The 26,947-nt window shown below is 43.6% G+C and carries 21 protein-coding genes; 2 read left to right on the top strand and 19 right to left on the bottom strand.

Features of this window, described 5'->3' with window-relative positions:
- From DXB77_RS12860 to mltG, 3 genes are all read right to left on the bottom strand, one after another.
- A partial coding sequence (locus DXB77_RS12860) for a DUF6382 domain-containing protein (RefSeq protein WP_243100184.1) occupies window positions 1-830 on the bottom strand: 830 nt, incomplete at its 3' end.
- Between the two features lie 122 nt (window positions 831-952).
- Entirely contained in the window at window positions 953-2,707 is a 1,755-nt protein-coding gene (locus tag DXB77_RS12855; RefSeq protein WP_118482843.1) for an FHA domain-containing protein, read from the bottom strand.
- Window positions 2,708-2,849: 142 nt separating this feature from the next.
- Complete coding sequence (gene mltG, locus DXB77_RS12850; protein WP_182439495.1) at window positions 2,850-3,902, bottom strand: endolytic transglycosylase MltG; 1,053 nt, start codon at window positions 3,900-3,902, stop codon at window positions 2,850-2,852.
- A 143-nt stretch (window positions 3,903-4,045) separates the two neighbouring features.
- Between mltG and DXB77_RS12845 the strand changes: the two genes are divergently transcribed.
- Window positions 4,046-4,564 carry a peptidylprolyl isomerase gene (locus DXB77_RS12845; RefSeq protein ID WP_021944557.1) on the top strand — a complete coding sequence of 173 codons (519 nt, stop codon included), beginning with the start codon at window positions 4,046-4,048 and terminating at the stop codon, window positions 4,562-4,564.
- A gap of 118 nt (window positions 4,565-4,682) precedes the next feature.
- On the opposite strand, the gene DXB77_RS12840 is transcribed toward DXB77_RS12845, so the two are convergent.
- The 13 genes from DXB77_RS12840 to DXB77_RS12780 form a co-directional block, all read right to left on the bottom strand.
- Complete coding sequence (locus DXB77_RS12840) at window positions 4,683-5,948, bottom strand: diaminopimelate decarboxylase (protein WP_347465302.1); 1,266 nt, start codon at window positions 5,946-5,948, stop codon at window positions 4,683-4,685.
- A gap of 129 nt (window positions 5,949-6,077) precedes the next feature.
- Entirely contained in the window at window positions 6,078-7,712 is a 1,635-nt protein-coding gene (locus DXB77_RS12835) for a class I adenylate-forming enzyme family protein (RefSeq protein ID WP_117784635.1), read from the bottom strand.
- A 141-nt stretch (window positions 7,713-7,853) separates the two neighbouring features.
- The gene (locus DXB77_RS12830) at window positions 7,854-8,606 is read right to left on the bottom strand and encodes an A24 family peptidase (RefSeq protein WP_118663534.1); all 753 of its coding nucleotides are present in this window, start codon (window positions 8,604-8,606) and stop codon (window positions 7,854-7,856) included.
- Between the two features lie 103 nt (window positions 8,607-8,709).
- Window positions 8,710-9,549, bottom strand: a complete 840-nt coding sequence (gene rsmI, locus DXB77_RS12825) for a 16S rRNA (cytidine(1402)-2'-O)-methyltransferase (protein ID WP_118482849.1) — start codon at window positions 9,547-9,549, stop codon at window positions 8,710-8,712.
- Between the two features lie 24 nt (window positions 9,550-9,573).
- Window positions 9,574-10,329, bottom strand: coding sequence for a tRNA1(Val) (adenine(37)-N6)-methyltransferase (locus DXB77_RS12820; RefSeq protein WP_173783781.1), 756 nt, complete (start codon window positions 10,327-10,329; stop codon window positions 9,574-9,576).
- Window positions 10,322-11,230, bottom strand: coding sequence for a stage 0 sporulation family protein (locus DXB77_RS12815; RefSeq protein ID WP_118482851.1), 909 nt, complete (start codon window positions 11,228-11,230; stop codon window positions 10,322-10,324). Before DXB77_RS12815 ends, DXB77_RS12820 begins: the two co-directional genes overlap by 8 nt.
- Window positions 11,230-12,222: a DNA polymerase III, delta' subunit gene (locus DXB77_RS12810; protein ID WP_021944362.1), complete on the bottom strand. Its 993-nt coding sequence runs from the start codon at window positions 12,220-12,222 to the stop codon at window positions 11,230-11,232. Before DXB77_RS12810 ends, DXB77_RS12815 begins: the two co-directional genes overlap by 1 nt.
- Before the next feature lie 19 nt (window positions 12,223-12,241).
- Window positions 12,242-12,868: a dTMP kinase gene (tmk, locus tag DXB77_RS12805; protein WP_117822480.1), complete on the bottom strand. Its 627-nt coding sequence runs from the start codon at window positions 12,866-12,868 to the stop codon at window positions 12,242-12,244.
- 82 nt (window positions 12,869-12,950) lie between these two features.
- Window positions 12,951-14,492, bottom strand: a complete 1,542-nt coding sequence (locus tag DXB77_RS12800; protein ID WP_182429549.1) for an aminotransferase class I/II-fold pyridoxal phosphate-dependent enzyme — start codon at window positions 14,490-14,492, stop codon at window positions 12,951-12,953.
- 102 nt (window positions 14,493-14,594) lie between these two features.
- Window positions 14,595-15,362: a type I 3-dehydroquinate dehydratase gene (aroD, locus tag DXB77_RS12795; protein ID WP_021944359.1), complete on the bottom strand. Its 768-nt coding sequence runs from the start codon at window positions 15,360-15,362 to the stop codon at window positions 14,595-14,597.
- A gap of 32 nt (window positions 15,363-15,394) precedes the next feature.
- Window positions 15,395-17,698: a hypothetical protein gene (locus tag DXB77_RS12790; RefSeq protein ID WP_118663532.1), complete on the bottom strand. Its 2,304-nt coding sequence runs from the start codon at window positions 17,696-17,698 to the stop codon at window positions 15,395-15,397.
- A gap of 151 nt (window positions 17,699-17,849) precedes the next feature.
- Window positions 17,850-19,163, bottom strand: a complete 1,314-nt coding sequence (gene hflX, locus DXB77_RS12785) for a GTPase HflX (RefSeq protein ID WP_330584338.1) — start codon at window positions 19,161-19,163, stop codon at window positions 17,850-17,852.
- Between the two features lie 42 nt (window positions 19,164-19,205).
- Window positions 19,206-20,489, bottom strand: coding sequence for a L,D-transpeptidase family protein (locus tag DXB77_RS12780; RefSeq protein ID WP_117807799.1), 1,284 nt, complete (start codon window positions 20,487-20,489; stop codon window positions 19,206-19,208).
- 276 nt (window positions 20,490-20,765) lie between these two features.
- Between DXB77_RS12780 and DXB77_RS12775 the strand changes: the two genes are divergently transcribed.
- Window positions 20,766-22,130 carry an MATE family efflux transporter gene (locus tag DXB77_RS12775; protein WP_117808127.1) on the top strand — a complete coding sequence of 455 codons (1,365 nt, stop codon included), beginning with the start codon at window positions 20,766-20,768 and terminating at the stop codon, window positions 22,128-22,130.
- Here DXB77_RS12775 and DXB77_RS12770 read toward each other — a convergent pair.
- The 3 genes from DXB77_RS12770 to DXB77_RS12760 form a co-directional block, all read right to left on the bottom strand.
- On the bottom strand, window positions 22,093-23,895 hold the full coding sequence (locus tag DXB77_RS12770; RefSeq protein ID WP_117807801.1) for a bifunctional homocysteine S-methyltransferase/methylenetetrahydrofolate reductase: 1,803 nt from the start codon (window positions 23,893-23,895) through the stop codon (window positions 22,093-22,095). The two genes, DXB77_RS12775 and DXB77_RS12770, sit on opposite strands and share 38 nt — an antisense overlap.
- 130 nt (window positions 23,896-24,025) lie before the next feature.
- Window positions 24,026-24,229, bottom strand: a complete 204-nt coding sequence (locus tag DXB77_RS12765; protein WP_021944353.1) for a helix-turn-helix domain-containing protein — start codon at window positions 24,227-24,229, stop codon at window positions 24,026-24,028.
- A 173-nt stretch (window positions 24,230-24,402) separates the two neighbouring features.
- Window positions 24,403-26,947, bottom strand: a 2,545-nt coding sequence (locus DXB77_RS12760) for a LuxR C-terminal-related transcriptional regulator (RefSeq protein WP_347559496.1), incomplete at its 5' end; no start/stop codon positions are given.

The raw sequence follows: 26,947 nt of genomic DNA, 5'->3' as shown, positions 1-26,947 counted from the left end.
GGCATTGGCCGTCCCGGCATCGGCTGTCCGTTCATTGGCTTGCCATCCGGTCCCATCCGCATTGGCATTGGCCGTCCCGGCATTGGCTGTCCATTCGGCATCGGTGGTACCTGACGGTTTGGCATTGGCGGCACCGATCCTCCGGCAGAAGCACCAGGCCGTACCATCTTTGCATTATTCTGCATAACACCAATACGGCTTACCTTGTCGTTTGCAGTTTTTTCTTCTTTTTTCTCTGTTTTTTTCTTTTCTTCCTCTATGTAGATTCCCATATCAATCAGAAGCTGATTGACAAATTCTTTCATATCACCAACTGAGAATGTTCCAAGTTTATTCGTAAATGTGATCAGTCTTGCTACATAATTATCCCGATCCATCTCAAAATAATGTGCATTACAGATAACATCTTTTACAAAATTGCGAACCTCATTCAAATCCGTGATCTCCTTATCGACACCTGCAACAATAAAATAAACATTCAGGCTCTCAGGAGCAACAAACACATACTGGATATCCTTGGCAACGTAGCTTAATGAGATCATGTTCATTCCAAATGCTTCCAGACCGCTTAAAAGGTTATACAGTAATGTCAGCATCTGCTTCTTGTTGATCTCTTTCTTGAGGAACTCGGTCAACTGCACCTTGTTGCCAATCTCATAAATAAATTCTCTCTGATTATCTTTCTCTTCCAGTCTGCACGGTATGATCTGTGGAAATTTTCCACTCACACCCTTATCTACCTTTTCATCAATAATATCAGTCTGATCCAGCACATATCTGCAGTTATATGTATCTCCCGTTTTTGTAAGTAATACTTTGTTCTTCTTCATGTCCCTCTCTCCATTCATGATCCGGAAATTCCAATACTGTCCGGATAATTATTTTCCATGTATACACCAAAAGCAGGTATTCCTACCTGCTCGTGTTCACCCGATCCGGGTGATAATATATATTAGCTTAATTTGAAAATGAAATCTTCTCCGCCGATTGTGATCGTCGCATCATTCTTAAGCTTAACTTCCTGACCTTCTTCCAGCTTCACGCCATCTACCAGTGTAGCATTTGTCGCTTTGTTATCCTTCAGGTAACAACCGTCATCTCTCTGATAAATGATCGCATGTACTCTGCTGATCGCACCGTTTCCGTCAATTGTGAAATCAACACCACGGTTTGCCTTACCAAGCTTAAATACTGCCTTATTTACCATAACACGTTCCTTTGTGTTTACACGGATAATATATGGCATTGCCTTCGGCACACCCGGTGCAGGTTTCTTCTCTTCCTCCGGTGTCTGATCCTGTACAACACTCATGCCACCTGTAAGTTCAACCGTTGTTCCGGTCGCTCCTGTTTCAGGCTCTTCCTTTTCTTCAACAGGAACCGGTGTTGTAAGGGTTTCAGGCTCTACTGCATCCGCCTCATCTACGTCACCCGCTCCCCGGATCTGCTCCGTTGGATTATCAATAACCTCATCATCCTCCATCTCAACAGAAGCCTTCTGAATGATCTTTGCACGGTTGATTCTTATGTTCTTCATAACCGGTGGTTTCTCGATCAGATTATCCAGATCCTGAGTATCGATCAATACCGGTTTTTCTTCCATCTTACTTTCAGCAGAAATCTCTGTCACACCCTCAGCAGTATGTGCAATCTCCTTGATATTAAATGCATGTGGCTTTTCTTCACCGATGTCCGCCAGATCAGCACCCGTCAGCATCTCTGTCATACCTTCTGACTCTTCTGCCTCCTCCGGTGTCTCTATCGGAATCTCTGTCGCAAGCTTAATATCTTCTGCCTCTGCTTCTTCTGTTTCCGGTTCTGCCTCATCATGAGCCGTTTCTTCTAACTCTGCATCTTCATCCAGTGTAAGCTCTTCCAGATTACTCTCATCGAACAGATCCATATTTACAGAATTCAGTGCGCTGTCAACATCTGCATTCAAATCCAGATCTTTGAAGATCGTATTCTCTTCTGTCGGTTCTTCCTCGTACATCTCAAGGCCATCATCGTCATCATCGTCAAATGATATATCCCTAAATTCCGGAAGATCATCCAGAGAGGTATCACCCTGTGGAATATCCACACCCTGAGAAACCTCCACGCCGGAATCTCCAACATCCATAAATTCTTCTTCTACCTGTAATCCGGCAGCCTCCATCAGCTCTGTGATCTGACTTACAAAACCACGGATCGTGAACTTCTCTACATTCAGCATATTTATAAGCTTAGCAACATAATTACAATCTTCATCGTCCGCATATGTTGCATTCAGAATCAGACCTTTTACAAAAGCCTTAAATTCCGCATTTGCTGCCACATCCGATCCTACCGGAATACAGATCATCTTTACATCAAACGTTACAGGATTTACATATGTAAAATCCTTATTCAGAATAACATATGAAACAGGGATTCCCAGATCACGCATATTCATAATTCCTGATGCAACCCCTCTGATTATACCCAGCATCATCTCTGCATGTACCGTGCCTGAAAGGAGTGCTCCAACTGTTGTTCTGTCCGTTATATTGTATGTAAGATAATCATTCTCATCATCTTCTTCATAAATGATATCAATGAGTTCTGCAATTTTATTATCATCAAGGTAATCAAGCAACTCTTCATCCAGATCTGTCTCATCATCCAAAACATAAGACAAATACTTTTCAGAGCCTATATTTCTTACTTTGAAATTCACTTTTCTCATCAAACAATCCTCCTATCACACGTTCTGCTGTGCATATAAGGTAACAAATTATCCCATTGTTCATGCATACTCTATAAGTATATATAATTTCACCATATATCGCAAGTCTTTTTAAAAAGAAATCGGCAATCTGCCCAATACATTACTGCGTATTAATATGTTCATCATATGTGGATGAGAAGATATGGCTTCCATCTCCGGCATCACTGGTATGATAATACAGATAATCGTTCTCATCCGGATATAATACAGCCTCTATCGATGCCTGACCCGGATTGCAGATCGGTCCTACCGGAAGTCCGGCATTTTTATAAGTGTTGTATGGTGATTCGATCTCCAGATCATCATAAGTAACCTCTGACTTATCATACATTCCGTCTGTCAGAGGGTACAGAACCGTCGGACACATCTGAAGCATCATATCGATCTTTAAACGATTATAGATAACACCTGCAATGATTGGTCTCTCACTGTCAATCTTTGCTTCACGTTCCACGATTGATGCCATGATCAGGATCTGATAATCTGTATATCCAAGATCTGCTGCCCTAGCACTGTATTCTGAGGTATAAACGCTCCGGAATTTTTCCAGCATCGTATCAATCAGACTTGCCGCAGTCGTATCTTCATAAATATCATAGGTTGCCGGAAACAAATATCCCTGAAGGTCGTACTTCGCACCATCTGTATTCATGTCTCCGGTACTGAACGGGATCTGATGATTTCCGTTCTTTACTTCATTCAGGAATTCCTCCGAGCTGCAAATATCCTGCTCCTCACATTTTGCTGCGATCTGTTCGATACTGTATCCTTCCGGTATCGTCAGTGTATCAACAACTTCCTTGACAGGTTCTACATAACAAAGTTCTTCTATCATCTCGAGTGTACTCATTCCGGTGTTCAGTGTAAATGTACCGGGCTGGATCCGTCCTCTGTATTCTGATTCTTTCACTCGTAATACAAATGCATATTCATACTTGATCAGTCCAGCGTCATGCAGGATCGCTGCCACCTTCTTTGACGATGCTCCTTCCGGAATCTCGATCGTTACATCTGTTCCCGATGTGCTCTCCGTCCCCTTGTACTCATCCATAAATCCATCATAGACATTTTTAATCTTTAATCCGCCTATCACAACAAGGGCAATAACGACGACCAATACAATAATTACCTTAATACCTTTTCCGTTCTTCACTCTGCGTTTCTCCTTTTTCTGTTTGTAACTTTTTATTCCCCAATAAAAATTTACCCCAACCCAAAACAATGCATCCAACATTGACTTTGTAAAGCCTGTAATGATATGATAGCCTCATCATAAATGAAAGGATGCGATTTATTTTGGCAAATCCAATAGTAACAATTACAATGGAAAACGGTGATGTTATAAAGGCTGAGCTGTACCCGGACATTGCTCCTAATACAGTTAATAACTTTATCTCACTCGTAAAAAAAGGCTTTTACAATGGTTTGAACTTTCACCGTATCATCAATGGTTTCATGATTCAGGGCGGATGCCCGGAAGGAACCGGAATGGGCGGACCAAACTATAGCATTAAAGGTGAATTCTCACAGAATGGCTTCAAGAACGACCTGAAGCACACTGAAGGTGTTCTCTCCATGGCTCGTTCCATGCGACCGGATTCTGCAGGTTCCCAGTTTTTTATCATGCACAAGGCCGCTCCTCATTTAGACGGTGCATACGCTGCATTTGGCAAAGTAATCGAAGGAATGGATGTTGTAAATAAGATTGCAACAACCCGAACAACTTACGGTGATCGTCCTGTAAAAGAACAGAAAATGGCTTCCGTAACTGTTGACACATTTGGTATTGATTACCCGGAACCTGAAAAAGCCTGACTAAAATTCAGTATAAACTAAAACAGCCATTTTGGGAACAAATATTTCTCCAAAATGGCTGTTTTTTTTGCTTTTTTCTGTAACCCGGCACAACGATTCTCAACCGTCTCAGGTGAACTTATTTTTCGTTCAGATCCACATTCCAGAAGCCGTCTAATGTAGCAAAATAATCATCCGGTGTCTCTGCCCTGCGGATCAGTTTGGTACTGCCGTCTTCACAGAGGAGAACCTCTGCGGATTTCAGTTTGCCGTTATAGTTATATCCCATTGCAAAGCCATGTGCACCTGTATCATGAATTACCAGAACATCTCCCATATCGATCTTTGGAAGCATACGATCAATCGCAAATTTATCATTATTCTCACACAGCGAACCTGTTACATCGTATTTGTGGTCGCATGGTTCATTCTCTTTACCAAGAACTGTAATATGATGATATGCACCATACATGGCAGGCCGCATCAGATTAACTGCACATGCATCTACACCGATATATTCCTTGTGTGTATGTTTCTCATGAATCGCTGTTGTGATCAAATGGCCATAAGGAGCCAACATGAATCGTCCAAGCTCTGTGTAAAGGGCTACGTCACCCATTCCTGCAGGAACCAGGATCTCCTCGTATACCTTTCTTACGCCTTCGCCGATCGCAAGGATATCATTCGGCTCTTTATCCGGTGTATACGGAACACCTACGCCGCCTGACAGATTGATAAAGTCAAGCTTTACGCCTGTCTTTTCCTTAATCTCAACCGCTACCTCAAATAAGGTTCTTGCAAGAACCGGATAGTAGTCATTCGTCACTGTATTGCTTGCAAGAAATGCATGCATTCCAAATCTCTTTACACCTTTGCCCTTCAGGATACGATACGCCTCAATGATCTGATCCTTGGTCATGCCATACTTGGCATCTCCGGGGTTGTCCATGATCGTTGTGGAAATAGAGAAGGTTCCACCCGGATTATATCTGCAGCAGATCTTCTCGGGAATTCCTGCTGTCTTTTCAAGGAAGTCAATATGTGTGAAATCATCCAGATTGATCGTTGCACCAAGCTTCTTTGCAAGGATGAATTCCTCTGCCGGCGTATCATTGGATGAAAACATGATCTCGTCTCCGGTAAATCCCAGTTTATCTGACATCATAAGCTCTGTCAGTGATGAGCAGTCTGTACCGCATCCTTCTTCCTTTAAAATACGAAGAATAGTAGGATTTGGGGTTGCCTTTACCGCAAAGAACTCCTTAAATCCCTTATTCCATGAAAATGCCTGATATAACTTTCTTGCATTTTCTCTGATTCCTTTTTCGTCATAAAGATGAAATGGTGTTGGGTATTTCTTAATCATCTCATCAACCTGTGCTTTTGTTACAAATGGTGTCTTCATGATCATCTTACCTTCCTGTTGTATTTTGTAATTCCGACTATATATTTAAGCACACACATCTGGATTTGTAAAGAATACATATCAGGTTCTGCATTCTTTATCTGTATAATACCACGATCTGTGATCTCTTTATGCATTATTCTCGGCTGCAACAAGGTTATCGCTCTTATGCTTCTTACGAAGGAGCGGCTTCTCGATCTTACCGGTTGCATTTCTCGGTACATCCTCAAAAATAATTCTTCTTGGTCTCTTGTATCTTGGAAGCTCCTTGCAGAATTCATTGATCTCATCTTCGGTACATTCCACACCGTCCTTTGTCTCGATGATCGCTGCCGTGATCTCACCAAGTCGTGGATCTGCAAGTCCTATAACTGCTACGTCTTTGACCTTTGGATATTTACTCAGGAAATTCTCGATCTGTACCGGATAAATATTCTCACCACCGCTGATGATAACATCCTTCTTACGGTCAACCAGATAGATGAAGCCATCTGCATCCTGCTCTGCCATATCTCCGGTATACAGCCATCCATCCTTTAATGTTTCAGCCGTTGCTTCCGGATTCTTATAATAACAGGTCATAACGCCAGGTCCCTTTAATAGCAGTTCTCCAACATCTCCCTGCTTCACATCTTTACCATCTTCATCTACGATACGCACCTGCCAACCATATCCCGGCACGCCGATTGCACCAACTTTATCGATATTCTCTACGCCCAGATGTACCGCACCCGGTCCGATAGACTCTGACAGGCCATAGTTTGTATCATACTGGTGATGTGGAAAATATTCTTTCCAACGTTTGATCAGGCTCTGTGGAACCGGCTGTGCTCCGATATGCATCAGTCTCCATTGATCCAGCTTATAATCTGATAATTTTACTTCACCTGATTCTAATGCCAGCAGCAGATCCTGTGCCCATGGTACTAACAGCCATACAATGGTACACTGTTCATCGGATACAGTTTGAAGAATCGTCTTTGCATTAACACCCTTTAACAGAACTGCTTTTCCGCCTGTGATCAGGCTTCCGAACCAATGCATCTTTGCACCTGTATGATATAAAGGCGGAATACATAAGAATACATCATCCTTTGTCTGTCCATGGTGCTTCTGCTCAACTGTAGCTGCATGCATCAAGCTCTCATGGTTATGTAAGATTGCCTTTGGAAAACCTGTTGTTCCTGATGAGAAATAGATCGCTGCATCGTCACTGTCTTTAATATCTCTCTTTTCAAAGGTACTGGAACAGTTTGCTGTCAGCTTGTCGTAGTCCTCTGCAAATGTTGGGCAGTTGCCACCGGCATATAACAGAATACGCTTCTCTGCGATCTCATCTACAACTGTCTCAACTCGCCCGATAAATTCAGGTCCAAATACAAGTACATCCACATCCGCAAGCTCTACGCAGTATTTGATCTCCTCTGCATCATAACGGAAATTAAGCGGCACTGCCAAAGCTCCTGTCTTTAATGCTCCAAAATAGATTGGAAGCCATTCCAGACAGTTCATCATCAGGATACCGATCTTATCTCCTTTCTGGATTCCCCTGGAAACCAGAAGATTTGCAAAACGATTGGCTTTCTCGTTAAATACATTCCATGTGATCTCCCGTCTATACTGACAGGTTGGATTCGCCTCGATCAGCTCATATTCTCTCCATGTCACTCTTCTCGTCTCTGTGACATCCGGATTAATCTCAACCAGCGCTACATCATCCCCAAATTCTCTGGCATTTCTTTCCAGATAATCTATAATTGGCATACCTATATTCCTCCGTATATTACAACTTTTTCGCTCAAACGCTTTAACGCGTTAAACATCCATACCCTTTAGTATACTCAATCTCATCCGAATACACAAGCAGTTTTTTCTATAAATAATATCAGCTCGGGATTTATCTCTTTACATCTCCGGGTTCATTGCTGCTTTCAAGAAATCAATATACCGGTTCATGAGATTATTTCCACAGAATAATGTAATAGCCAGACCTACGCTTAAGAAAGGGCCAAATGCAAAATGATCGTTTTTACCATGGCTTCTGCGAACCAGACAGATCACGCCATAGATTCCGCCAAGGATCAGTCCGATAAAGAAACCAACTACTGTTGCCTTCCAGCCAAGCAAGAAGCCGGCAGCAAACATCAGCTTGATATCTCCGCCGCCAAAGCCTTCCGGAATAATAAGAACGATCAGATATAACGGAAGACTGATACAGATCATACCGATCAGTCTGGATACGATCGTAACCCCATCCATTGCAAGGAACTCAGATCCCGGAGCTGCATCGGACACGAACTGAAGGATCAGAGATACCACACCCATCACGAAAATAATGACATTCAGTATAAACGGGATCTCCATGGTATCCATATCTATAAAGGTCACTACCGTAAGAACCGCCAGAAACAGGAAATAAATAATCCCCTGTAACCCCATTCCGAAAAATCCGGTAAATAAAACTGCTGCCAGACCACCAAATATAACGATCCCTGCATTTCTGAACTTTCCCGGTTCATGCAGCCGCTCTAACTGCTGTTTCTCCGGTATCCGGTAGATCACCTTTGTCAGCAGATAGAAGATCACCATACCTGCAATAAAAAATCCAAGGCAGGCTGCCACCCTGCCAACTGTTCCTGATATCTCCAACCACGTCATATGCTTATACCCCTTTCACCTTTCATCTGTTTATAATTGCCTGCAAATCACCATTTTTATCTCACATGATTCATTCCGGCATGAACTTTACAACTATTTATTTCTATCGCATAACCACATTATATACTTCACGCTTTGGAACGCCACGGTCTGCTGCCGCCTGTTTGATCGCATCCTTCTTCGTCATGCCCTGTTTCTCATACATGGCAACATGTTCTTCTATCGTCATCGAAAGAAATTCCTGCTGCTTTTCTGCTTTTGCCGCAGCCACATCCATGCCCTCGATCACCATCACATATTCACCTCTCGGCTCATGCTCTGCATAATAGGCGATCGCTTCCGACAACAGAAACTGTTCGATTGTTTCATGCCGCTTCGTAAGTTCCCGGCAAAGTGTGATCCTGCGGTCACCAAGTGTATCAAATAATTCCGCAAGTGTCTTCTGCAGCCGGTGTGGTGCTTCATAGATCACCATCGTTCTGGTCTCATCCTTTAATTCTGCAAGAACCTCTGCCTTTTCTTTCTTGTCCTGTGGCAGAAATGCTTCAAATGTAAACCGTCTGGTCGGCAATCCCGATGAGATCAGCGCCGTGATACAGGCGCATGCCCCCGGTACAGCTGTTACGGTTACTCCTGCTGCAAGTGCCTGCCGTACCAGCTCCTCGCCCGGATCCGAGATACCCGGCGTTCCTGCATCGGTTATAACAGCAATATTTGTTCCTGCAAGAAGCTTGTCCACCAGAACCTTCGCCTTATCATATTTATTAAATTCATGGTAACTGGTCATTGGCGTTTTAATCTCAAAATGGTTTAACAGCTTGATACTGTTTCTCGTATCCTCTGCTGCGATCAGATCCACTTCGGACAGTGTACGCACCGCCCGGAATGTCATATCCTCGAGATTCCCGATTGGTGTAGCGACCAGATATAATATACCCGCCATGTAGATTCTCCTGTTCTGTCTGTTTTATTTCTTTGCTTCTCCTTCATACGTGGCAAGAAGCTGTTCCGTGTAAACGCCCGGTTCTTTATAGACGATCAGCGGCGGCTCGATCTTGATTCTGGAATTACCGCCCTTTACGCCCTCTACGATCACCATATTCGGTTCTTTATCAATATATGGATGAATGAGCTGCATCCGCTTCGGTTCCAATCCATTTGCAAGCAGCCCTTCAAAGATCTCCGCCAGCCGGAATGGTTTGTGTATCATATAGAAACTGCCGCCCGGCTTCAGCAGATATGCTGCTGCTTCGATCACATCCGAAAGCGTCACGCAGATTTCATGTCTGGCAATATTCTTCGGTTCATCCGGATTCGTCAGTCCATGATTTCCGCTGATATATGGAGGATTCGATGTCACAATATCAAAAAAGGCCTTCCTGTAATTACAGGAGACCTCTCTGATATCTCCATGATCGATTCGAACCTTTTGTTCCAGATCATTTAATCGGACACTTCTTCCAGCCATCTCTGCACAGGCATCCTGAATCTCCAGACCGATAAATTGGCAGGTGCCGTCAGACGGCTCTTTTGCCGCCAGCAGGATGGGTATCACACCGGTTCCTGTTCCCAGATCCATGTACATGCCATCCCGTCTGTGCTTTACAAAATTTGCAAGCAGCACCGCATCCATACCAAAGCAGAACATATTCGGATTCTGTATGATCTGATGTCCCTTGCATTGCAGATCATCGATTCGTTCATCAGGGAGAAGATCAATCATCAAACTTGGATTTCCCTCCCTTATCTTCCAGTGCTTCCAATGCCTTATATTCTTCGTCGCTGATACGCTCTGTACTTCTGCGTTTCTTCGGCTTGAATTTTAATTCACTGACCGGATATTCCATAACCTCTTTATTGTCATCCTTATCCGTAACAACAATTCTTACCTTCTGGCGAAGAACGCTTACAGATAAGACTTCACCTTTGTTTCCATCTGTTGTACGGACAAAATCGCCAACATTTGGAAGTTTTTCATTCAAGTATTCATATGTGTCCTGTTCATGCTTCAGACAGCACATCAGCCTGCCGCACACACCGGATATCTTTGTCGGATTCAGAGACAGATTCTGTTCCTTTGCCATCTTGATCGATACCGGAACAAATTCCGAAAGATGCTTATGGCAACACAGCTCCCTGCCGCAGATACCGATACCGCCGACCATCTTGGTCTCATCACGGACACCGATCTGCCGGAGCTCGATCCTGGTCTTGAATACAGATGCCAGATCCTTTACCAGCTCACGGAAATCAATTCTTCCATCTGCTGTAAAATAAAACAGCACCTTGTTATTATCAAATGTATACTCCGCCTCGATCAGCTTCATATCAAGCTTATGCTTTGCGATCTTTTCTTTACAGATCACAAATGCTTTTTTGCTCTTTTCCTTGTTATCTTCATTTTTCTTCTTATCTTCATCTGTAGCTACTCTTATGATGGTCTTTAAAGTAGATACGATCTTGCCATCGTCTATATTTCTCTTTCCCAGAACCACTTTGCCGAATTCAACGCCACGGGCAGTCTCCACGATAACAAACTGTCCACATTCTACATCATGATTTCCCGGTGAGAAGAAATAAATCTTGCCGTTCGGTCTGAACCGGACTCCTATGATCTCTTTCATTATTTATTCTCCTTTATAGTCAGAAGCATAAGTTCCATAGCCACATCAAAATTAACATTTGCTTCCAGACGGATCTTCGCCTTATCCATCGCCTTTAAAACATTCTCGATACCCTCATAGGAAATATGAGCTGACTGTTTGCGGATATCTGTATAATATTCCTTAAACATCAGTCGTCCGGCATTTCCTGTGATCTTTAACATCAGGATGTCACGATACCACATCATCATCAGATCAATATAATCACTGATCTTCAGCTTATGATGGTTCATATTCTTGATCGCAAATATAATATCATCGACTGTCATATCCGGGATCCTGCGGAGAATTCCTGTTACATCCTCTATGATCTCTTTATATTCTTCACTGGTCGCAAGCCGGATCGCCTTACCCAGATTTCCCTGCGCAAAGTCCATACAGAAATCTGCTTTTTCCTTTGGAAGCTTCAGCTCATTCATCAGGTAATCCAGTACATCCCGCTCTCTGACAGGCTTGATATTCAGTACGATACATCTGGAAATGATCGTCGGAAGGATCTTGTCAATATTGCTGGTCAGCAGGAAAATGATCGCATACTCCGGTGGCTCCTCGATTGTCTTGAGCAGAGCATTCTGTGCATTTGCATTTAAAAGCTGTGCATCGTCGATCACATAGATCTTGTACCGGCTGCTATACGGTTTGATCGTTATATCTTTATTTACCTGATCACGAATCTCCTCTACCGAGATCACATTTGGCTTGTCATGTGTGACCCATGTAACATCCGGTTGATTATCCGTATCCATCTGCTTGCATGATTTGCACTTGCAGCATGGTTCCGTTCCGCCTTCTTCACACTCCAGAGTCTTGATTATGGCACGCGTCAGAGTCTTCTTTCCGCTGCCTTCTTCTCCATTTATGATATAGCCCTGGGATACCTTTCCCATCTCTATACTTCTCTTAAAATGCTGGATTATATCCTCATGTCCGATAATTTCAGAAAATTCTATCATGCTATTCTCCTTGCTTATGCTATGGTCTTGCCAGCCATTTTTCTACATACGAAGTTATTATATCATGTATTGCCTCTTTTGGCAAAGCTGCATCGACTTTTACGATACGATCGGGACTCATTTCTGCAAGACTTCTATAACCCTCAACAACCTTCTTATGGAAGTCCAGACTTTCCTGTTCCATACGGTCAAGCTCTGCCTGATTTTTCTTTCTGGCAATACCGACTTCTGCATCCAGGTCCATTAAAAATGTCATATCCGGCAGGATGCCCTGCAAGGCAAATTCATTTACTTTATAAACGGTATCAATTCCAAGTCCCCGTCCGATTCCCTGATATACGGCTGATGAATCCACAAAACGGTCTGCGATAACTGCTTTGCCTGCAGATAATGCCGGCTTGATATTCTCCTTTACAAGCTGTGCTCTCGCTGCTGCATATAATAACAGCTCTGTCATATATCCCATCTCTGTAAAATCTTTATTCAAAATGACCTCACGGATCGCTTCACTGACAGCATTTCCGCCCGGATCTCTGGTGATAAGTACATCATATCCCTTTTTATTCAGATAATCCTTTAACAGTTCGATCTGTGTTGTCTTACCGGCTCCGTCCGGACCTTCCATCGTTATAAATATTCCCTGCATATATTCCATGCTCCTTTATGTGTTTAATCATATTTGTAAATGAATGATCGTCATCTAAACATCTGAACTTTTGATGTTTTCTTTACCGCACAGGTTCTGTAACCGGAATATAGATCCCATCCGTCTGATATTCGACTCCGATCATATTCAGACCAGTTTCCACCATCTGCGTAATATCCCGGATCACCTGCCCGTCGATCTTCTCGCCCGGTGTTATAACTGCAATTCCAGGTGGATATGCATATACATAATCTGCCGCTATGCTTCCTTCCGCCTCTGCCAGCTTCTCTCTGCTGCTATCCAGTCTCCACGCTGCTCCCGGCGTCATAACCTGCTCCGGCAGATGAAACCCTGTACTACATAAAACGGCATTCTCCATATCCGGTAGCACCGACATGGAATCTGCATGGTTCATCTGATCTGCATTTCTTCCTGCTTTATCCGCTGCTTCTGTCAGCTCCGAATCTATATGTTTCAATATCTCATAGAGATGCTCAAATGCCTTTTTCTTATCTGCAAATGAGGTCATCAGGATCACATGATGCGTTCCTGCCATCTCAACCACCTGCTGATATTCCGCCGCTAATACATGCGCAAGCCACGGTCCTGTAGCCGGAATGTCGTTTCGGCTGTCCGTTCCCGGTTCTGCCGGGTGCACACCTGATACAGTAAACACAAGCTTACCTTTATCATAAGCATAACATGTCTGCTTCGGTTGTAACAGTCTGATATGCCTTAGTTCCTTACATTTTTTTCGAAAATGCTTTAGTCGTTTTCTATATGCATCAAATACTTCCGGATGATTCCCCGCATATACGACTGCTTTCTCCATGCTCTGTGTGAACAGATAAGAGGGTGATGATGTCTGAAAAATATGCAAATACCGCTCCACCTTCGGAACCAGCTCCTTCCGGTTCACATGAAGAAGTGCTGTCTGTGTCAGTGAAGGAAGCGTCTTATGCGTACTCTGTATGACCAGATCTGCTCCTGCTGCGACCGCTGACAGATTTCGTTTCGGCAAAAACGGGAGATGTGCTCCATGTGCCTCATCTACGATCAATGGAATATTATATGGCTCAAGCACATTTTTAATCCCACAGATATCTGATATCACGCCCTCGTACGTTGGGGATGTGATAACAACCACAGCCGGCAGCCTATCCGTTTTTTTTAGTTCATTTAATGCCTGTTCCATCTGTTCCGGTGTGATATCTGCAAATATATCCGTTCCCGGCAGCAACTCCGGTACGACATATTCCGGCTTCAGATTCAGAAGACTGACTGCATGGCAAACCGATTTGTGACAATTCCGTCCCATCAACACAGATGCCCCCTCCGGTGCACAGGCATACAGGGCTGTCAGGATGCCCCCGGTGGCTCCATTTACCATCATATAGGTTTTCTCCGTACCATAAAACCGCCGCATCTGCTCCAGACTGTCCTTCATGAACAGCTCCGGTTCATGAAGATCGTCCAGCCCTTCTGCTTCCGTAAAATCCCGGAGAAACATATTTTCCCAGAAATCATCTTTAAATACATCCTGCCTTTTATGTCCCGGCATATGCCATGGGTAATAATCCCCTTTCCTGTATCTGTCCAGATATTGATTAATATATTCTTTCAAGCTGATCTCTCCTGTTCTATAAGAAGAAAGACCGGAGAATCTTATCTGCAAAAAAATCCCTGTTCTCTGCAAATAAAACCATCCAGTCTCCATCCTTCATCTTTAGCTGCCAATTATATTATGTATCATTTCCAGCTGACTGCGAAGTGCTTCTACATCGATCTGCCCCGGTGCAGAAGGGATTCCCGCAGTTGCGAATGAGATACAATTTCCGTACATTTCTCCGGTCGTTCTTGTGGATACACCAAGCTCACCCATCGAAATAACGATCAATGGTGTCTGATTTCCAGATTCCTGAAGCTCCTTTGCAGCCTGCATCATATCAACAACCTGCGAGCCATCTTCCGGCATCATTGCAATCTTTGCAATATCTGTTCCGGTATTGATCATATCTTTAAACCGGTTTACGATCTGCTCCATCGGTAGCGTAGTCTTAAAATCATGATTCGATACGATAACCTTTACGCCATGTGCATGTGCTGTCTCGATCACTTCCGTCACGAATGGAATATCATAGAAATATTCTACATCGATCAGATCCGCATATCCGCTTTTGATCACATGCAGAAGCATTTCCCGGTACTGATCCGGTGTAATATCATGACTGCCGCCTTCACTTCTGGTACGAAATGTGAAAATGATCGGGAACTCAGATAACTTATCCTGAATCTTTTCCAGCGTCTTTGTTAATATATCCATATCCAGACAGTCCTCAAAGCAGTCTGCCCGGAATTCTACCAGATCTGTCTTAGATCTTTTGATCGTACGGATCTGCGCATCTACATCATAGTCTGTCGGTGCAACCATCGGTACGCAGATCTTAGTTGCGCCCTCACCGATCCTTACCCTTTTCACTTCTACTACATTCATATCATCTGTGCTCCCGGAATTCTTTTCTCCTGCTATTTCTGTATATCAATGACCTGATCATTTACAAGCTCATCTGCTATGGCTGTTATATCTGCCTTTACTTCTTCGCCTTCTCCGTCTGCCCATACATTGACATTTACAACCAGGTAATCCTTGTCGTTGACAGGATAGAAGTAATAATAATCACGGATATTTGTTCCGTAAACTTCTGAATTTATTACATAGCAGTCCAGTGTCTGGCCATTTGCACCTGTAACCTGCTCCATCTTCTTATCAACTACTTTGCCATCTTCTCCAAGATAATCAAAATATGCTTCAAAGTTCTCGCATTCTTTTTCTTTATCACAGTCCGGTGTCAGTGTGTAGTATACATTGTACTTATCATTGTAAATATCAACTTCAGAATCATCTGCATATCCACGGTCATAGCCGGACGGATCCTTGATCGCGATCGTATAGCTGTCGCCTGACATCTTGATGCCGGAATAGTCCTGATCATCAATATCAGCACTGTCTACGACCATCTCAGAATCATCCTCAATGTCTGAGATATCTCCAAGATCAATATCAGAAGATGTCAGATCTCCAAGACTGATATCATCCTTTATATCTGCTGATGAACCAAGTGCCTTTTTCCATGCAGATACGATCTTTTCCAGATTGTCTGTGTTCATATTATTCTGCATGTAATCATCTGTCATTTCTGTATAATCGATCACATTCTTGGAAGAATCCGGTGTCTTAATCTCAGTACCAAGATCACCTAATTTAATCTCCCCGCTCAAATCTGCATATACAGTAGAATCACCGTTTGTTACCTTCAGGGAATCTATAGCAACTGTATAAGACTTTCCTTTGTTGATATCCTTCAGGCTTCCTGTCAGATCATAAGCAAATACAGGCTGTTCTGCTGCTGAAACTGTCATATGGCTCTCAAATGCATTTGTTGATTTTACAAATGAACTGTTCTGTGTAAGGGTTGCGGTCGTTTCTCCATTTACAACAACTGTCTCTTCCAGCTTCTTTGTATATGAACCCTTGCCATTCTCACTCTTGTCACTGATCGTAACAGATGCAAGTTCTTCTTCATCCTTTGTAACAGAAAGTGCTGCATAGATATCATCAGCCGGACTGTCTGTACCCATAAAGTCAACTGCCAGTGAGGCCTCCGCATTAAGTACAGTAAACTTGTAATCCATACCCAGTTTAACAACTTCATTATGCTTTACATATACATTTAATACAAAATCTCTTGAGAACAGCATACCATAATAGGTTGGTACATAATTAAATATCTGTGCAAGATCTGATCTTGTTATGTCAGCAGACTCAAGCTGCTCATCTGTTATAAATTCAGATGCATATGCATTCAGATAATTACATAATGCGGTAACATATGCCTTTACATCTGCAGTTGGAAGTGTAACTGTATACTGTTTACAGGAAACAGAATCTCCATTGTGATTCTCTACTGTTGCATTTCCGACCTTATCAAAAGAAATTGCCTTCTTAAGATCCTCATTTGCAGGAGTCATATATTTCTCATACAGCTCCTTCACTTTATTCTGTGTATCTGTATCAAGATCAGATGTATCAAGTGCATCCATCATAGATGCCAGATCCATCTTAAACACATCATTGTATAATTCCGGCAATTCAAAATAGATCACCCGGTCAACACAATACACACTTGCGGATAATGCCTGATCTGCGATCGAAAGAGAACCATTCAGATTCATATTATATGAATTGTCACTCTGCTTCTCAAATGCACCATTCAGATCCAGATTAGATCCTGCGATACCATCCATCTGATAGATACTATTGACTGTCATATTGACATCAAAATCCATCTTGTCATCACTGAATTCTGAAATACCGGTTGCCTCCTCCACCGGAGATTTATCTACCGTATCAGTAATTGTTTTCTTGATCGAACTCTTGATCACTTCTTCCGGTGTTTTTCTTACAAGGAAGAATACAACAGCAACAATTGCAGCAACTAATACCACTGCGATAAGTGAGATCAATGCGATCTTGCCGCCTTTTTTCTTCTTTGGTGCAGGAACCTGATATGGAACCTGATCTCCATATGCATTCATTTCCGGCTGTACATAACCGCCATTGCCTGCGTCTGCATTATAGTCTGCATAGCCACCCATATTCGGATCCGCATTATAACCGCCATATGCATTTCCATTTGGATCTGCGTTGTAACCGCCATATGCATTCCCATTTGGATCTGCGTTGTAATTGGCATATTCCCCATTATTCGGAGCTGCCTGATAACCGTCTGGATTTTCTGGAAATCCCTGATTCATATTATTTTCGTCCATTTGTCTTTCCTTTCATAATAAATATGTTACAGAAATCAGCTTTCTGTTTATATTTGTCTTAAGCCCTGACAAATCTTACATTAGTAGATATCTCCGGATTTGTCAAAGCATTTGCCTGATTTTAATTTACTTTTAATACCTCTATATTCCTTTAATCCTCATCAGACAAGCCAAGCTGCCCGATCAGGCTCTTCGGAACATACGCCTCCACGAAAATGCCATCCTCCAGATATTCTTCTGTGATCATTTCGCCATATTTTCGGATAAGCCCCGGTTTTCCCGCTTCCTGATAGGAAAATGTATGGCGGATATAGGTTTTCTGATCCCGGAGAACTTCTTCGATCACCGACAACAGCTCCGGTATACCTGCTCCGGTTCTTGCCGACATATAAACCATACGATCCGCTCTCAGATCCTTGATCGATGACTGATCGGCATCCTCCGGCAGCTTATCGATCTTGTTAAATACCGTGATCACCGGCCGGCCTTTCTCGTCATCAATATTCAACTGTCTGAGCGTTGTATATACTGTAGCAACATGATCATCCCAGTTCGGATCCGATGCATCCACCACATGAAGGATCACATCACTGTATCTGGCTTCTTCCAGTGTTGACTTGAATGCCTCTACCAGATGATGCGGAAGTTTTCGGATGAATCCGACTGTATCCGTAAATAACACCTGCTGCCCCGCCGGAAGCTCCGCATTCCTTGTTGCAGGATCCAGTGTTGCAAATAGCTTATCTTCCTCCAACACTCCGGCATCCGTCAGTTTGTTCAACAGGGTGGATTTTCCTGCATTCGTATATCCTACGATGCTGATAACCGGGATTCCGGTCCGGCTTCTCTGCTTTCGCTGTTCCGTCCGTCGGTTTTCCACCTGCCGCAGATCCGCTTTCAGCTTGGATATACGGTCTCTGATCACTCTTCGGTCAATCTCCAGCTTTTTCTCACCAGGTCCTCTGGTTCCAATTCCGCCACCCAGACGTGACAGGGAATCCCTCATTCCGACCAGTCTGGTCGCACGGAACTTCAACTGTGCAAGCTCGACCTGCAGCTTGCCTTCATAACTGCCTGCATGTGCCGCAAATATATCAAGGATGACCATTGTACGATCCATAACCTTGATCTCCAATGCATCCTGCAGATTCATCAACTGTGCCGGCGACAGCTCATCGTCACACACCACTCCGGTCGCATCATACATTGCGATCATGCTCCGAAGCTCTTCTACCTTTCCTCTTCCAAGATACAGGTCACTGGCTGCCCGGTCCCTGCTCTGGATCAGACGTCCAACCGACTGTGCTCCTGCTGTCTTTAACAGCTCCTCCAGTTCGTCCAGCGACTTTTCTGTTTCAGAAACCTCCACACCATCCATCGCTGCAGCAAACAGGATAACCCGTTCCTCTGTTTCCGCCAGAACCTCGTAGCCGGGTTTCTGTTCATTTTCTGACTTAATCTCCAATTATGCTTCTCTCCTTTATATCAGGATATCTTCAACCATTGTTTATTCCAGTTCGATCCATATTGTATAACTTTCGGATCGGTTGCCTGCCGCATCTTCTGCGTAACAGGATATCTCATAGCTTCCCGGTATATCCTCCACCCTGGAAAGATCTATAACAAGCTCTGCATCCTCTGTTGTATCCTTCTCTGGTGTCCATCTGTATTGGATGATCTGTTTCTCATTGTCATAAGCAGTAATATTTCTGGCGATCAGGTCTGCCAGTTCTTCTTTATCTCCATGATATCCGGCCAGATATAACCGGTCTGGCAGCATCGTAATAACCGGAGCTTCTGTATCAACAACCCGGATAAATATATCCCGCTCTATTTTCTTTCCATTGTCATAGAAAGAATACGCTAACTTATATTCCCCCGGTATCTGATTATCCACCGTACCATCTACCATAAGCCGGTCTGTTACATTCTGTCTGTCCGATGAAAATGCCATGACACCTGTTCTGCTGTCAAACGGTTCACCAATCTTGATCGTATGATCCTCTGCGCCATAGATCGCTGCCGTTCCTTCATACGGGCTGCCATCTGCCGTATCTGTCGGATCCCATCCGGTTTCAGACACATCTGCAAATGTATATGGCTGCTGCGGTCTGCCAAGCGGTCCCGGATAGTCACTGTTAAACAGATAAACCTGTGTCCCCGGCAGACAGTTCTCATAGATCCACTTGACATCTGCCACACATAACCGGATACAGCCAAGGGATGCACCCTCACCAAGCTTGTTATATTCCCATGTTTCCAGCTTATCATGTTTATTTTCTGTATATGGCACAGAATGGAAATAAATTCCTCCATGAATCTGATATGCATATTGTCCATATACATTTCCCTGCAGAAATGCCCATTCCAGACGCTTCTCTGTCGTCGTAAACAATCCGACCGGTGTTGTATCATCCAGTGAGATCGAGCACCGCATTGCTCTTACCGGCACTGTATAATATCCCTCATCATCCAGACTGTATACCGTTACGATATTCAGTGTCCGGTTGATCCTGATCGCATAAGGCATCCCGTTATCATCCAACCGCAGACCATTATATTCCTGTTTCTGCGGAAGCTCTGCAACTTCAAGGATCTCTGCCTCTCTTGTCAGATGAAGTACCTCCTGCAAGGTCTCTGTTCCCTGCCCGGTTCCATCCTCCGGTGTTGCCTCTTTATATATGGATATCTTTCTTCTGCTTGTTTCTCCTGCTCTTGTAACAGCCATCACTCCGATACCCACCAGTACCAGAATATAGACTACAAAAAATAAAAAGCCTTTTTTCTTCATATGTGACCAGACCTTCCAGTTATTTTATTCTAGCATATAACTATTTTATCAAATCTAAATTTATCTTACATATCCGGTTACCCGGTTTTGCTGCGCATTTATTTTCCTGCATCAGAAATCATTTTCTTCCGCAAACCGTCATTTTCACTAAATTACCTCAATCATTTTCTCCATACCTTTTTGCCGTATAAGCTATTTACACTTTTACAAAAATGTATATAATTCTATAAAGCAGAAAGGAGGATGCAGCAATTTTAAATGCTGCCGTTTATATATATGAAAGATTTAACCGAAGGAAAACCAATAAAAGTAATCTGGCTCTACGCTCTTCCAATGATCCTAGGTCAGATCGCACAGCAGCTTTATAACTTCTGTGACTCCGCTATCGTCGGAAACTGTATCAATCCGGAAGCACTTGCCGCAGTTGGAGCGACCAGTGTTATTTCCAACACCCTGATCGGCTTCTTAAACAGTGCCACTCTGGGTCTGTCCATACCGATTGCCCGATATTTTGGTGCGCAGGATAAGAAAAATATGAGAAAATGCATCGGTGTTTCTGCCATTCTCACACTTGTCTCCGCCATTGTACTTACCATCGTAGGATTACTGTTTATCTATGACCTTTTGGTGCTTCTTGATACACCTGAGGAAATTATACATATGGCTGACAACTACGTCAAATATATTTTAGCCGGACTGATCTTCTCCGCTGTTTATAATTTTGGTGCAAATCTGCTGCGTGCTGTCGGTGACAGCAAAACACCGCTTATCTTCCTGAGCATATCCGTTGTATTAAATATCGGTCTGGATCTGCTGTTCATTCAGGTCTTCCAGTCAGGCGTTGCTGGTGCTGCCATCGCAACTGTCATCTCGCAGGCAGTCGCAGGAATTGCATGTTTTATCTATATATTTACAAAGTGTCGTTTTCTGATTCCGGAAAAAGACGAATTCCGTGTTGCCCGTGCAGATTTTAATGATCTGGTACAGTCCGCTCTGGCTATGGGCTTCATGAGCTGCATCGTTAATTTCGGTACTGTCACCTTACAAAGCTCGATCAATAAATTAGGAACAAATATCATTACTGCACATACGGCTGCCAGAAAGATCTTCGACATTCTGGATGTCGTTCTCTATATCATCGGAAATGCAGTTACAACATTTGTCAGCCAGAACCTGGGTGCAAAGCGGATCGACCGTGTAAAAACAGGTGTCCGTGCCGGCATCATTATCAATACGATCGCAACCACGATCATCATTCTGATCGGATTCCCTGCTTCCCCGCTTCTGATCCGGCTGATCGCAGGAACAAATGACCCGGCAGTCATCGATCCGGCAGTTATGTATATAAGGATCAGCGTCTGCTGCTTCTATGTCCTTGGGCCTTTATTTGTTCTCCGCTGTGCAATGCAGGGTATGGGAAGAAAGATCGTACCGGTTCTTTCCAGTACCATGGAAATGGTAGGAAAAATCCTTGCTGTTCTGTTCCTTGCTCCTGCACTTGGCTATCTCGGTGTTGCGATCACAGAACCGATCATCTGGGCAGCCTGCACGCTCATGCTTACGATCATGTACCTGTCCAATCCTCCGGAGAAAATGTTTGCTTCTATTTTAGGATCTTCTTCAGCATATGAACACGATTAAATGGGAATGAGAAATAATATCCGTCTGCAAAATCATCTGTCACCGCCATGAATTCTCTGGCGATCTGGACACCACAGGCTTCTCCTTCTTCCCGGCTCATATCTTCCCGGTATCGTTCTATGATCGTATCCGGTATCTCAATACCGGTCATTTCGTTTTTCATAAATACCGCATTTTTGCGGCTGACAAGGGGCATCAATCCAACCAGGATCGTTGCCCCGGTTTCTTTTTTCATCTGCCTTATAACATCTGCCTGCTCGGCTGAAAAGATCGGCTGTGTCATAAAGAAGGTCGCTCCCGCTGCCATTTTTCTTCTGATCCGTTCTGTTTCTGCCTTGGTATTCATCCGGTTGTGATTGATCGCCCCGCCATAGGTAACCGGATGGTCGGTAAATGTATCACTGTTCATCTCCTGAACAATCTTCATCATTCCAACCGAATCAAAGTTAAATACACTCTTTGTTGTCTGACGGAACAGTACCGGAACCGGATCCCCTGTCAGCAAAAGGAAGTTCGTGATGTGGTTCAGACTTGAACCAAGGATCGTAGAACGGATCGCAATCGCATTCTTATCCCGACAGCAGATATGCGGCATTACACATAATCCGGTCTCCAGCCTGATCTTCTCTGCCATCAATACGGAATCCGCTCTGGTTCTTCCGGATGGGGAATCCGGGAAAGTTACAACATCGACCTCTGCATTTTTTAATATATGCGCCGCATCTAATAGCTTTTCATCATTTGCATTCAATGGTGGCACCAGTTCAACTGCGATCAGTTTGTGGGCAGGCTCTTTCACCCGGCGTTCCATAAATCCATATGCCGGATGCTCAGAGACAGTAATCTTCTCTGCCTCTGTTTCTGTTTTCCTAACCGGATGATCGGCTGATATGCCTGCTGCGATCCTTCGGATATACTCCGGTGTTGTACCGCAGCAGCCGCCAAAGATACCGACATCAAGAGCTGCGATCTCTTCCATCTTCTCAGTAAAATATTCTGCATTATCTGTGAATGTCAGACGATTGTTCAGATACTTCGGGTATCCGGAATTTGGAAACACCGACAGAAATGTCGTATCGTCCGGTACGATCTTCCGGATCAGCTTCTCCATATGTCCGGGACCGACACCACAGTTTAAACCGGTACCATCAATATACGGGCAGGCATTTGCCTCTGCGATCAGACGTTTTGCAGACAGCCCTGTATTGCTGTAACCAAACTGATTCACGCTGAAATGTACCAGGATCGTACAGTCATGGTTTTCTTTCAGATATGTAACCGCCGGAAGGATCGTTTCGAGCTCCGGGAAGGTCTCAAATAACAGGATATCGATTCCCTGACTGAGCAATGTTTCTCCAATCGCAATATATTCCTGTGTCAGCCGGTCAGAATGCAGCATACCTTCGACAGGAATCGGTCCGATATCACCTGCAAGATAAATTTCCCGATCCACTTTGCCCGCTGCCATTTTTGCACACATAACCGCTGCACGGATATTCTCTTTCACTTTTTCCATATCAGCAGAAAGACTCTTTGTATTTGATGCAAATGTATTCGTCCGGACAAACTGTGCGCCGGCCTCTATATATTCTGTATGGATCCCGATAACACGCTCCGGCGCTTTTATATTAGCAAGCTCCGGAAGATTGGAAAGTCCTGCACCATTTTCTGCCCTGCTCCCATCCCCATATAACGATATATAATAAGTACCAAACGCTCCATCTGCAATGATACGTTTTGTCTGTATGTATTCCTTTAATTTCATAAAAATCTGCTTATCTCCTTGTTCGTTTCAAAATCCGACTTGCACAACATTATAAATCAAAAAATGATCTGCATGCAAGTCTGTCATTTCTGACTATCCTGCCTACAGATCATTTCATTTAATCAGAACATTATGATACCTTTATCATCTGCTCTTTTTCAGCAACGTACTTCATCATCCGAAGCACATAGGATGGCATCTTTCTTTTTCCTGCCTCCCAATCCTGCACGGTACGATATGGAATTCCATAATAGTCACAGAACTTTTTACGGTTCATTCCCATACTGTCTCGAAGTTTCCGGACTTCATTTCCATATACTTCTCTCTCATCCATTCTTGTTTCCTCCTTAACCCATTTGTATTCGTCCCCAAAACCAATACAGCATCAGTTTACAAAAATACCGGTCAATTTGCAATAGTCCCTGCAAAAATGTCCCGTTTTCTGTCTTATTTTACCGTTTTTTAGTCGTTTCAGGAATATATTGAACCCAGACTCCCTTATCAGAGTCAGATCAACTGTCTGTTTTTTGCTTCCAGTACTGCACCAGCTTTATCTTTTACACCTAACTTTTTATACGCCTGTGCCATATGATATTTTACATTTGCTTCCGTCATATCGAGCTGCTCTGCAACCTGTATTCTGGAATATCCTTCTGCCAGAAGTTTAATGATACGGATACCGGTTTCATTTAACCGGACCTCAGCCTTTCCTGCTTTGAGATACCCCGGATACGACTTTGCAACATTCTCCGTTTCCTTCATTACCTGTCTGTAATACTGGCGGTGTGTTTTCACCAGTTCTGCATCCTCCTCTGCCTTACCCTCGTCATCCGGAAATGCCTGTAGCAATGGATATATAGCCGCTCCTTCTCTGGATATCACCCTTACAAAATGGTACTCTTCCGCTTCTGCAAGACCTTTCTGAAGAACCACTTTCCAGTCATCATTTCCCATCCGGTACAAAGTAACCGCCATCAACAGATTACATTCTATCCGGATATAAGTACGCTTCATGACATCTGCATAATATTGCAGCTTTACTAGCAGATTATATGCCTGATCATATTTTCCACGCTGGATATATACCCGCACCTTCGTTATATATAAGAAACGCTCATAGATCGAAAATTCCACATTTTCATCTGCCGTCTGTTCCATCCATCGGTTCACTTCTGACCACTCGCCCTTGTACAATGCACACCGGATCAGAAATGCCTGTATATTCGGAAGTAGCTTTTCTGCACCTTCCTTTTCTGCTTTTTCATAAAAGCTGCACAGAATCTCTTCCGCCTCCTGAACTTTTCCATTTATGATATGCAGCCATGCCAGGATTCCATCTGCTACAAAGCACTGCTCGATCTTGCCGCCTGCTTCTGCCTGCATCCGTCCTTTATTTGCAAGGACAGCAACCTCGTAATTGTCTTCGCCTTTTTCAAAAAAGCTCTCTGCCAATGCCAGATTGACCAACCCTTTGCCGTATTTGCCAAGGACAAATTCCACAAGCTTACCTATCTTGCCTGCCAGTTCGCGGTCTTTTTTGCTCCATTCACAGAAATCCTTGCCGCCGTTCATCATCGATGGCTGGTTGGATGTAACTGATAATTCTCCAAGCGTTGCCTGCCGGTCAAATACCAGCCGGTATGCCTGCTTCATAATATTGACCATATCCACAGAACCTCTGTGCGGCAATCCGATCTCCAGATACAGCAGATTATTTTTTGCGATTCTCCGGCTACTGCCCTGATGACTGTCTGCATATGCCTGCAGTTCCTGATACCACCGTTCACTTTCTTCCGGATTCAGCAATAGCGATTGCAGCATACTCATGCCACACATAAGCTCCGGACTTTTTTTCACGCTCTCTTCCGGCAGTGCGAGATAATATTGCTTCAATTCATAAAAATATGCGCTGTTTGGTGATTTTCTTGCATTGTCGATCAGGATAGAAAGCATCCGTTCTGTTGAACCTGCTTTCTCATACATTGTAAGTGCCTGCATTGGATCACCAGCTAACTGATAGAACAGTCCGGCATTTTCATATACATTTTTTATCTGTTCCTTTGTGTACTTTCTGTGCATCCTGCGCTGCATGGATAACCGCATATGATCTCGAAGCTTATAGATTTTTTCTCCGTTTGCTCCCATCTGTTCATCTAAGAAATTACCCATCCATCTTGCATGTTCGATCAGATTTTCTGCATCATTTGTTCCTGTGATCATCTCTGCCAGACGAACCGTAAATGTATCCACGATCGATATCTTCATCAAGAATTCCTGCATACGGATATCCCACTTGTCGTATACATGAAATTCCAGATAATTCCACATCTGCTCTGTTACTTTTCTGGAATATTCATCATACTCTGAATCAGTCAGTCCATTTGTATATCCCAGTTCATAATACATGGACATTGCCACGCACAATGCAAATGCCATACCTCCGGTTTCGCGTGACAGACGCTGCTTCTGGGCTTCTGTTAAAACCATCTGTGTCTGTTCCACATATTTTAATATAGCCTGCATGTCCATAATAAGCATGGTTTCATCTATGATATAGAAGCCTTCCCGAAACCGGATCGTGGTAAGCCACGGCGGAACCGGGCATCGTCCTGACAAGATCACCCAGACATCTTCCCTCACGATCAACCGGAAAATAGCATCCTGGATTGCATCATCTTCTTCCCAGATCAACTCATGCAGATCATCGATCACTATGATCTTCCGCACCGCTCCTTCCGGAATCTGAAGTTCCTCCAGTGTTATCGTTCCTGCATGAAGCATTTTGTATTTTCTCTTTCCAAGATAGCGAGTGATCAGGGTGCTTTTTCCTGTTCCACTGACTCCATATATGTACGCGGTTACATTCTCATCATCTGCTGTCTTTAATAACCGCCACGCTTTTTTCGGTTTGATATAACAGTCTTTTTCTATTAATCTTGTTCCGTTCATAACCGCTGTCCTTTCGTTTGTTTCTTCTTCTCTGTGAATAACCTCGATTTCTCCGTTCTTCGAACTCCCGAAATCGCCACAGGCATTCGCATTCCGGACTTTC

Origin of the sequence: Clostridium sp. OM05-9, assembly GCF_003481465.1 — a bacterium.
Classification (GTDB): domain Bacteria; phylum Bacillota; class Clostridia; order Lachnospirales; family Lachnospiraceae; genus Coprococcus; species Coprococcus ammoniilyticus.
The sequence above is the reverse complement of the archived record's forward strand: the minus strand, read 5'-3'. Positions and strand labels throughout refer to the sequence as shown.

Coding starts and splice junctions, on each gene's coding strand:
- DXB77_RS12820 (WP_173783781.1), bottom strand. CDS start 10,329: ATGATTGATCTTCTCCCTGATGAACGAATCGATGATCTGCAATGCAAG.
- DXB77_RS12835 (WP_117784635.1), bottom strand. CDS start 7,712: ATGCCAATTATAGATTATCTGGAAAGAAATGCCAGAGAATTTGGGGAT.
- DXB77_RS12775 (WP_117808127.1), top strand. CDS start 20,766: ATGAAAGATTTAACCGAAGGAAAACCAATAAAAGTAATCTGGCTCTAC.
- DXB77_RS12765 (WP_021944353.1), bottom strand. CDS start 24,229: ATGGATGAGAGAGAAGTATATGGAAATGAAGTCCGGAAACTTCGAGAC.
- DXB77_RS12855 (WP_118482843.1), bottom strand. CDS start 2,707: ATGAGAAAAGTGAATTTCAAAGTAAGAAATATAGGCTCTGAAAAGTAT.
- DXB77_RS12840 (WP_347465302.1), bottom strand. CDS start 5,948: ATGAAGACACCATTTGTAACAAAAGCACAGGTTGATGAGATGATTAAG.
- tmk (WP_117822480.1), bottom strand. CDS start 12,868: ATGCAGGGAATATTTATAACGATGGAAGGTCCGGACGGAGCCGGTAAG.
- DXB77_RS12810 (WP_021944362.1), bottom strand. CDS start 12,222: ATGATAGAATTTTCTGAAATTATCGGACATGAGGATATAATCCAGCAT.
- rsmI (WP_118482849.1), bottom strand. CDS start 9,549: ATGGCGGGTATATTATATCTGGTCGCTACACCAATCGGGAATCTCGAG.
- DXB77_RS12815 (WP_118482851.1), bottom strand. CDS start 11,230: ATGAAAGAGATCATAGGAGTCCGGTTCAGACCGAACGGCAAGATTTAT.
- DXB77_RS12770 (WP_117807801.1), bottom strand. CDS start 23,895: ATGAAATTAAAGGAATACATACAGACAAAACGTATCATTGCAGATGGA.
- DXB77_RS12790 (WP_118663532.1), bottom strand. CDS start 17,698: ATGGACGAAAATAATATGAATCAGGGATTTCCAGAAAATCCAGACGGT.
- aroD (WP_021944359.1), bottom strand. CDS start 15,362: ATGAATGTAGTAGAAGTGAAAAGGGTAAGGATCGGTGAGGGCGCAACT.
- DXB77_RS12830 (WP_118663534.1), bottom strand. CDS start 8,606: ATGACGTGGTTGGAGATATCAGGAACAGTTGGCAGGGTGGCAGCCTGC.
- DXB77_RS12780 (WP_117807799.1), bottom strand. CDS start 20,489: ATGAAGAAAAAAGGCTTTTTATTTTTTGTAGTCTATATTCTGGTACTG.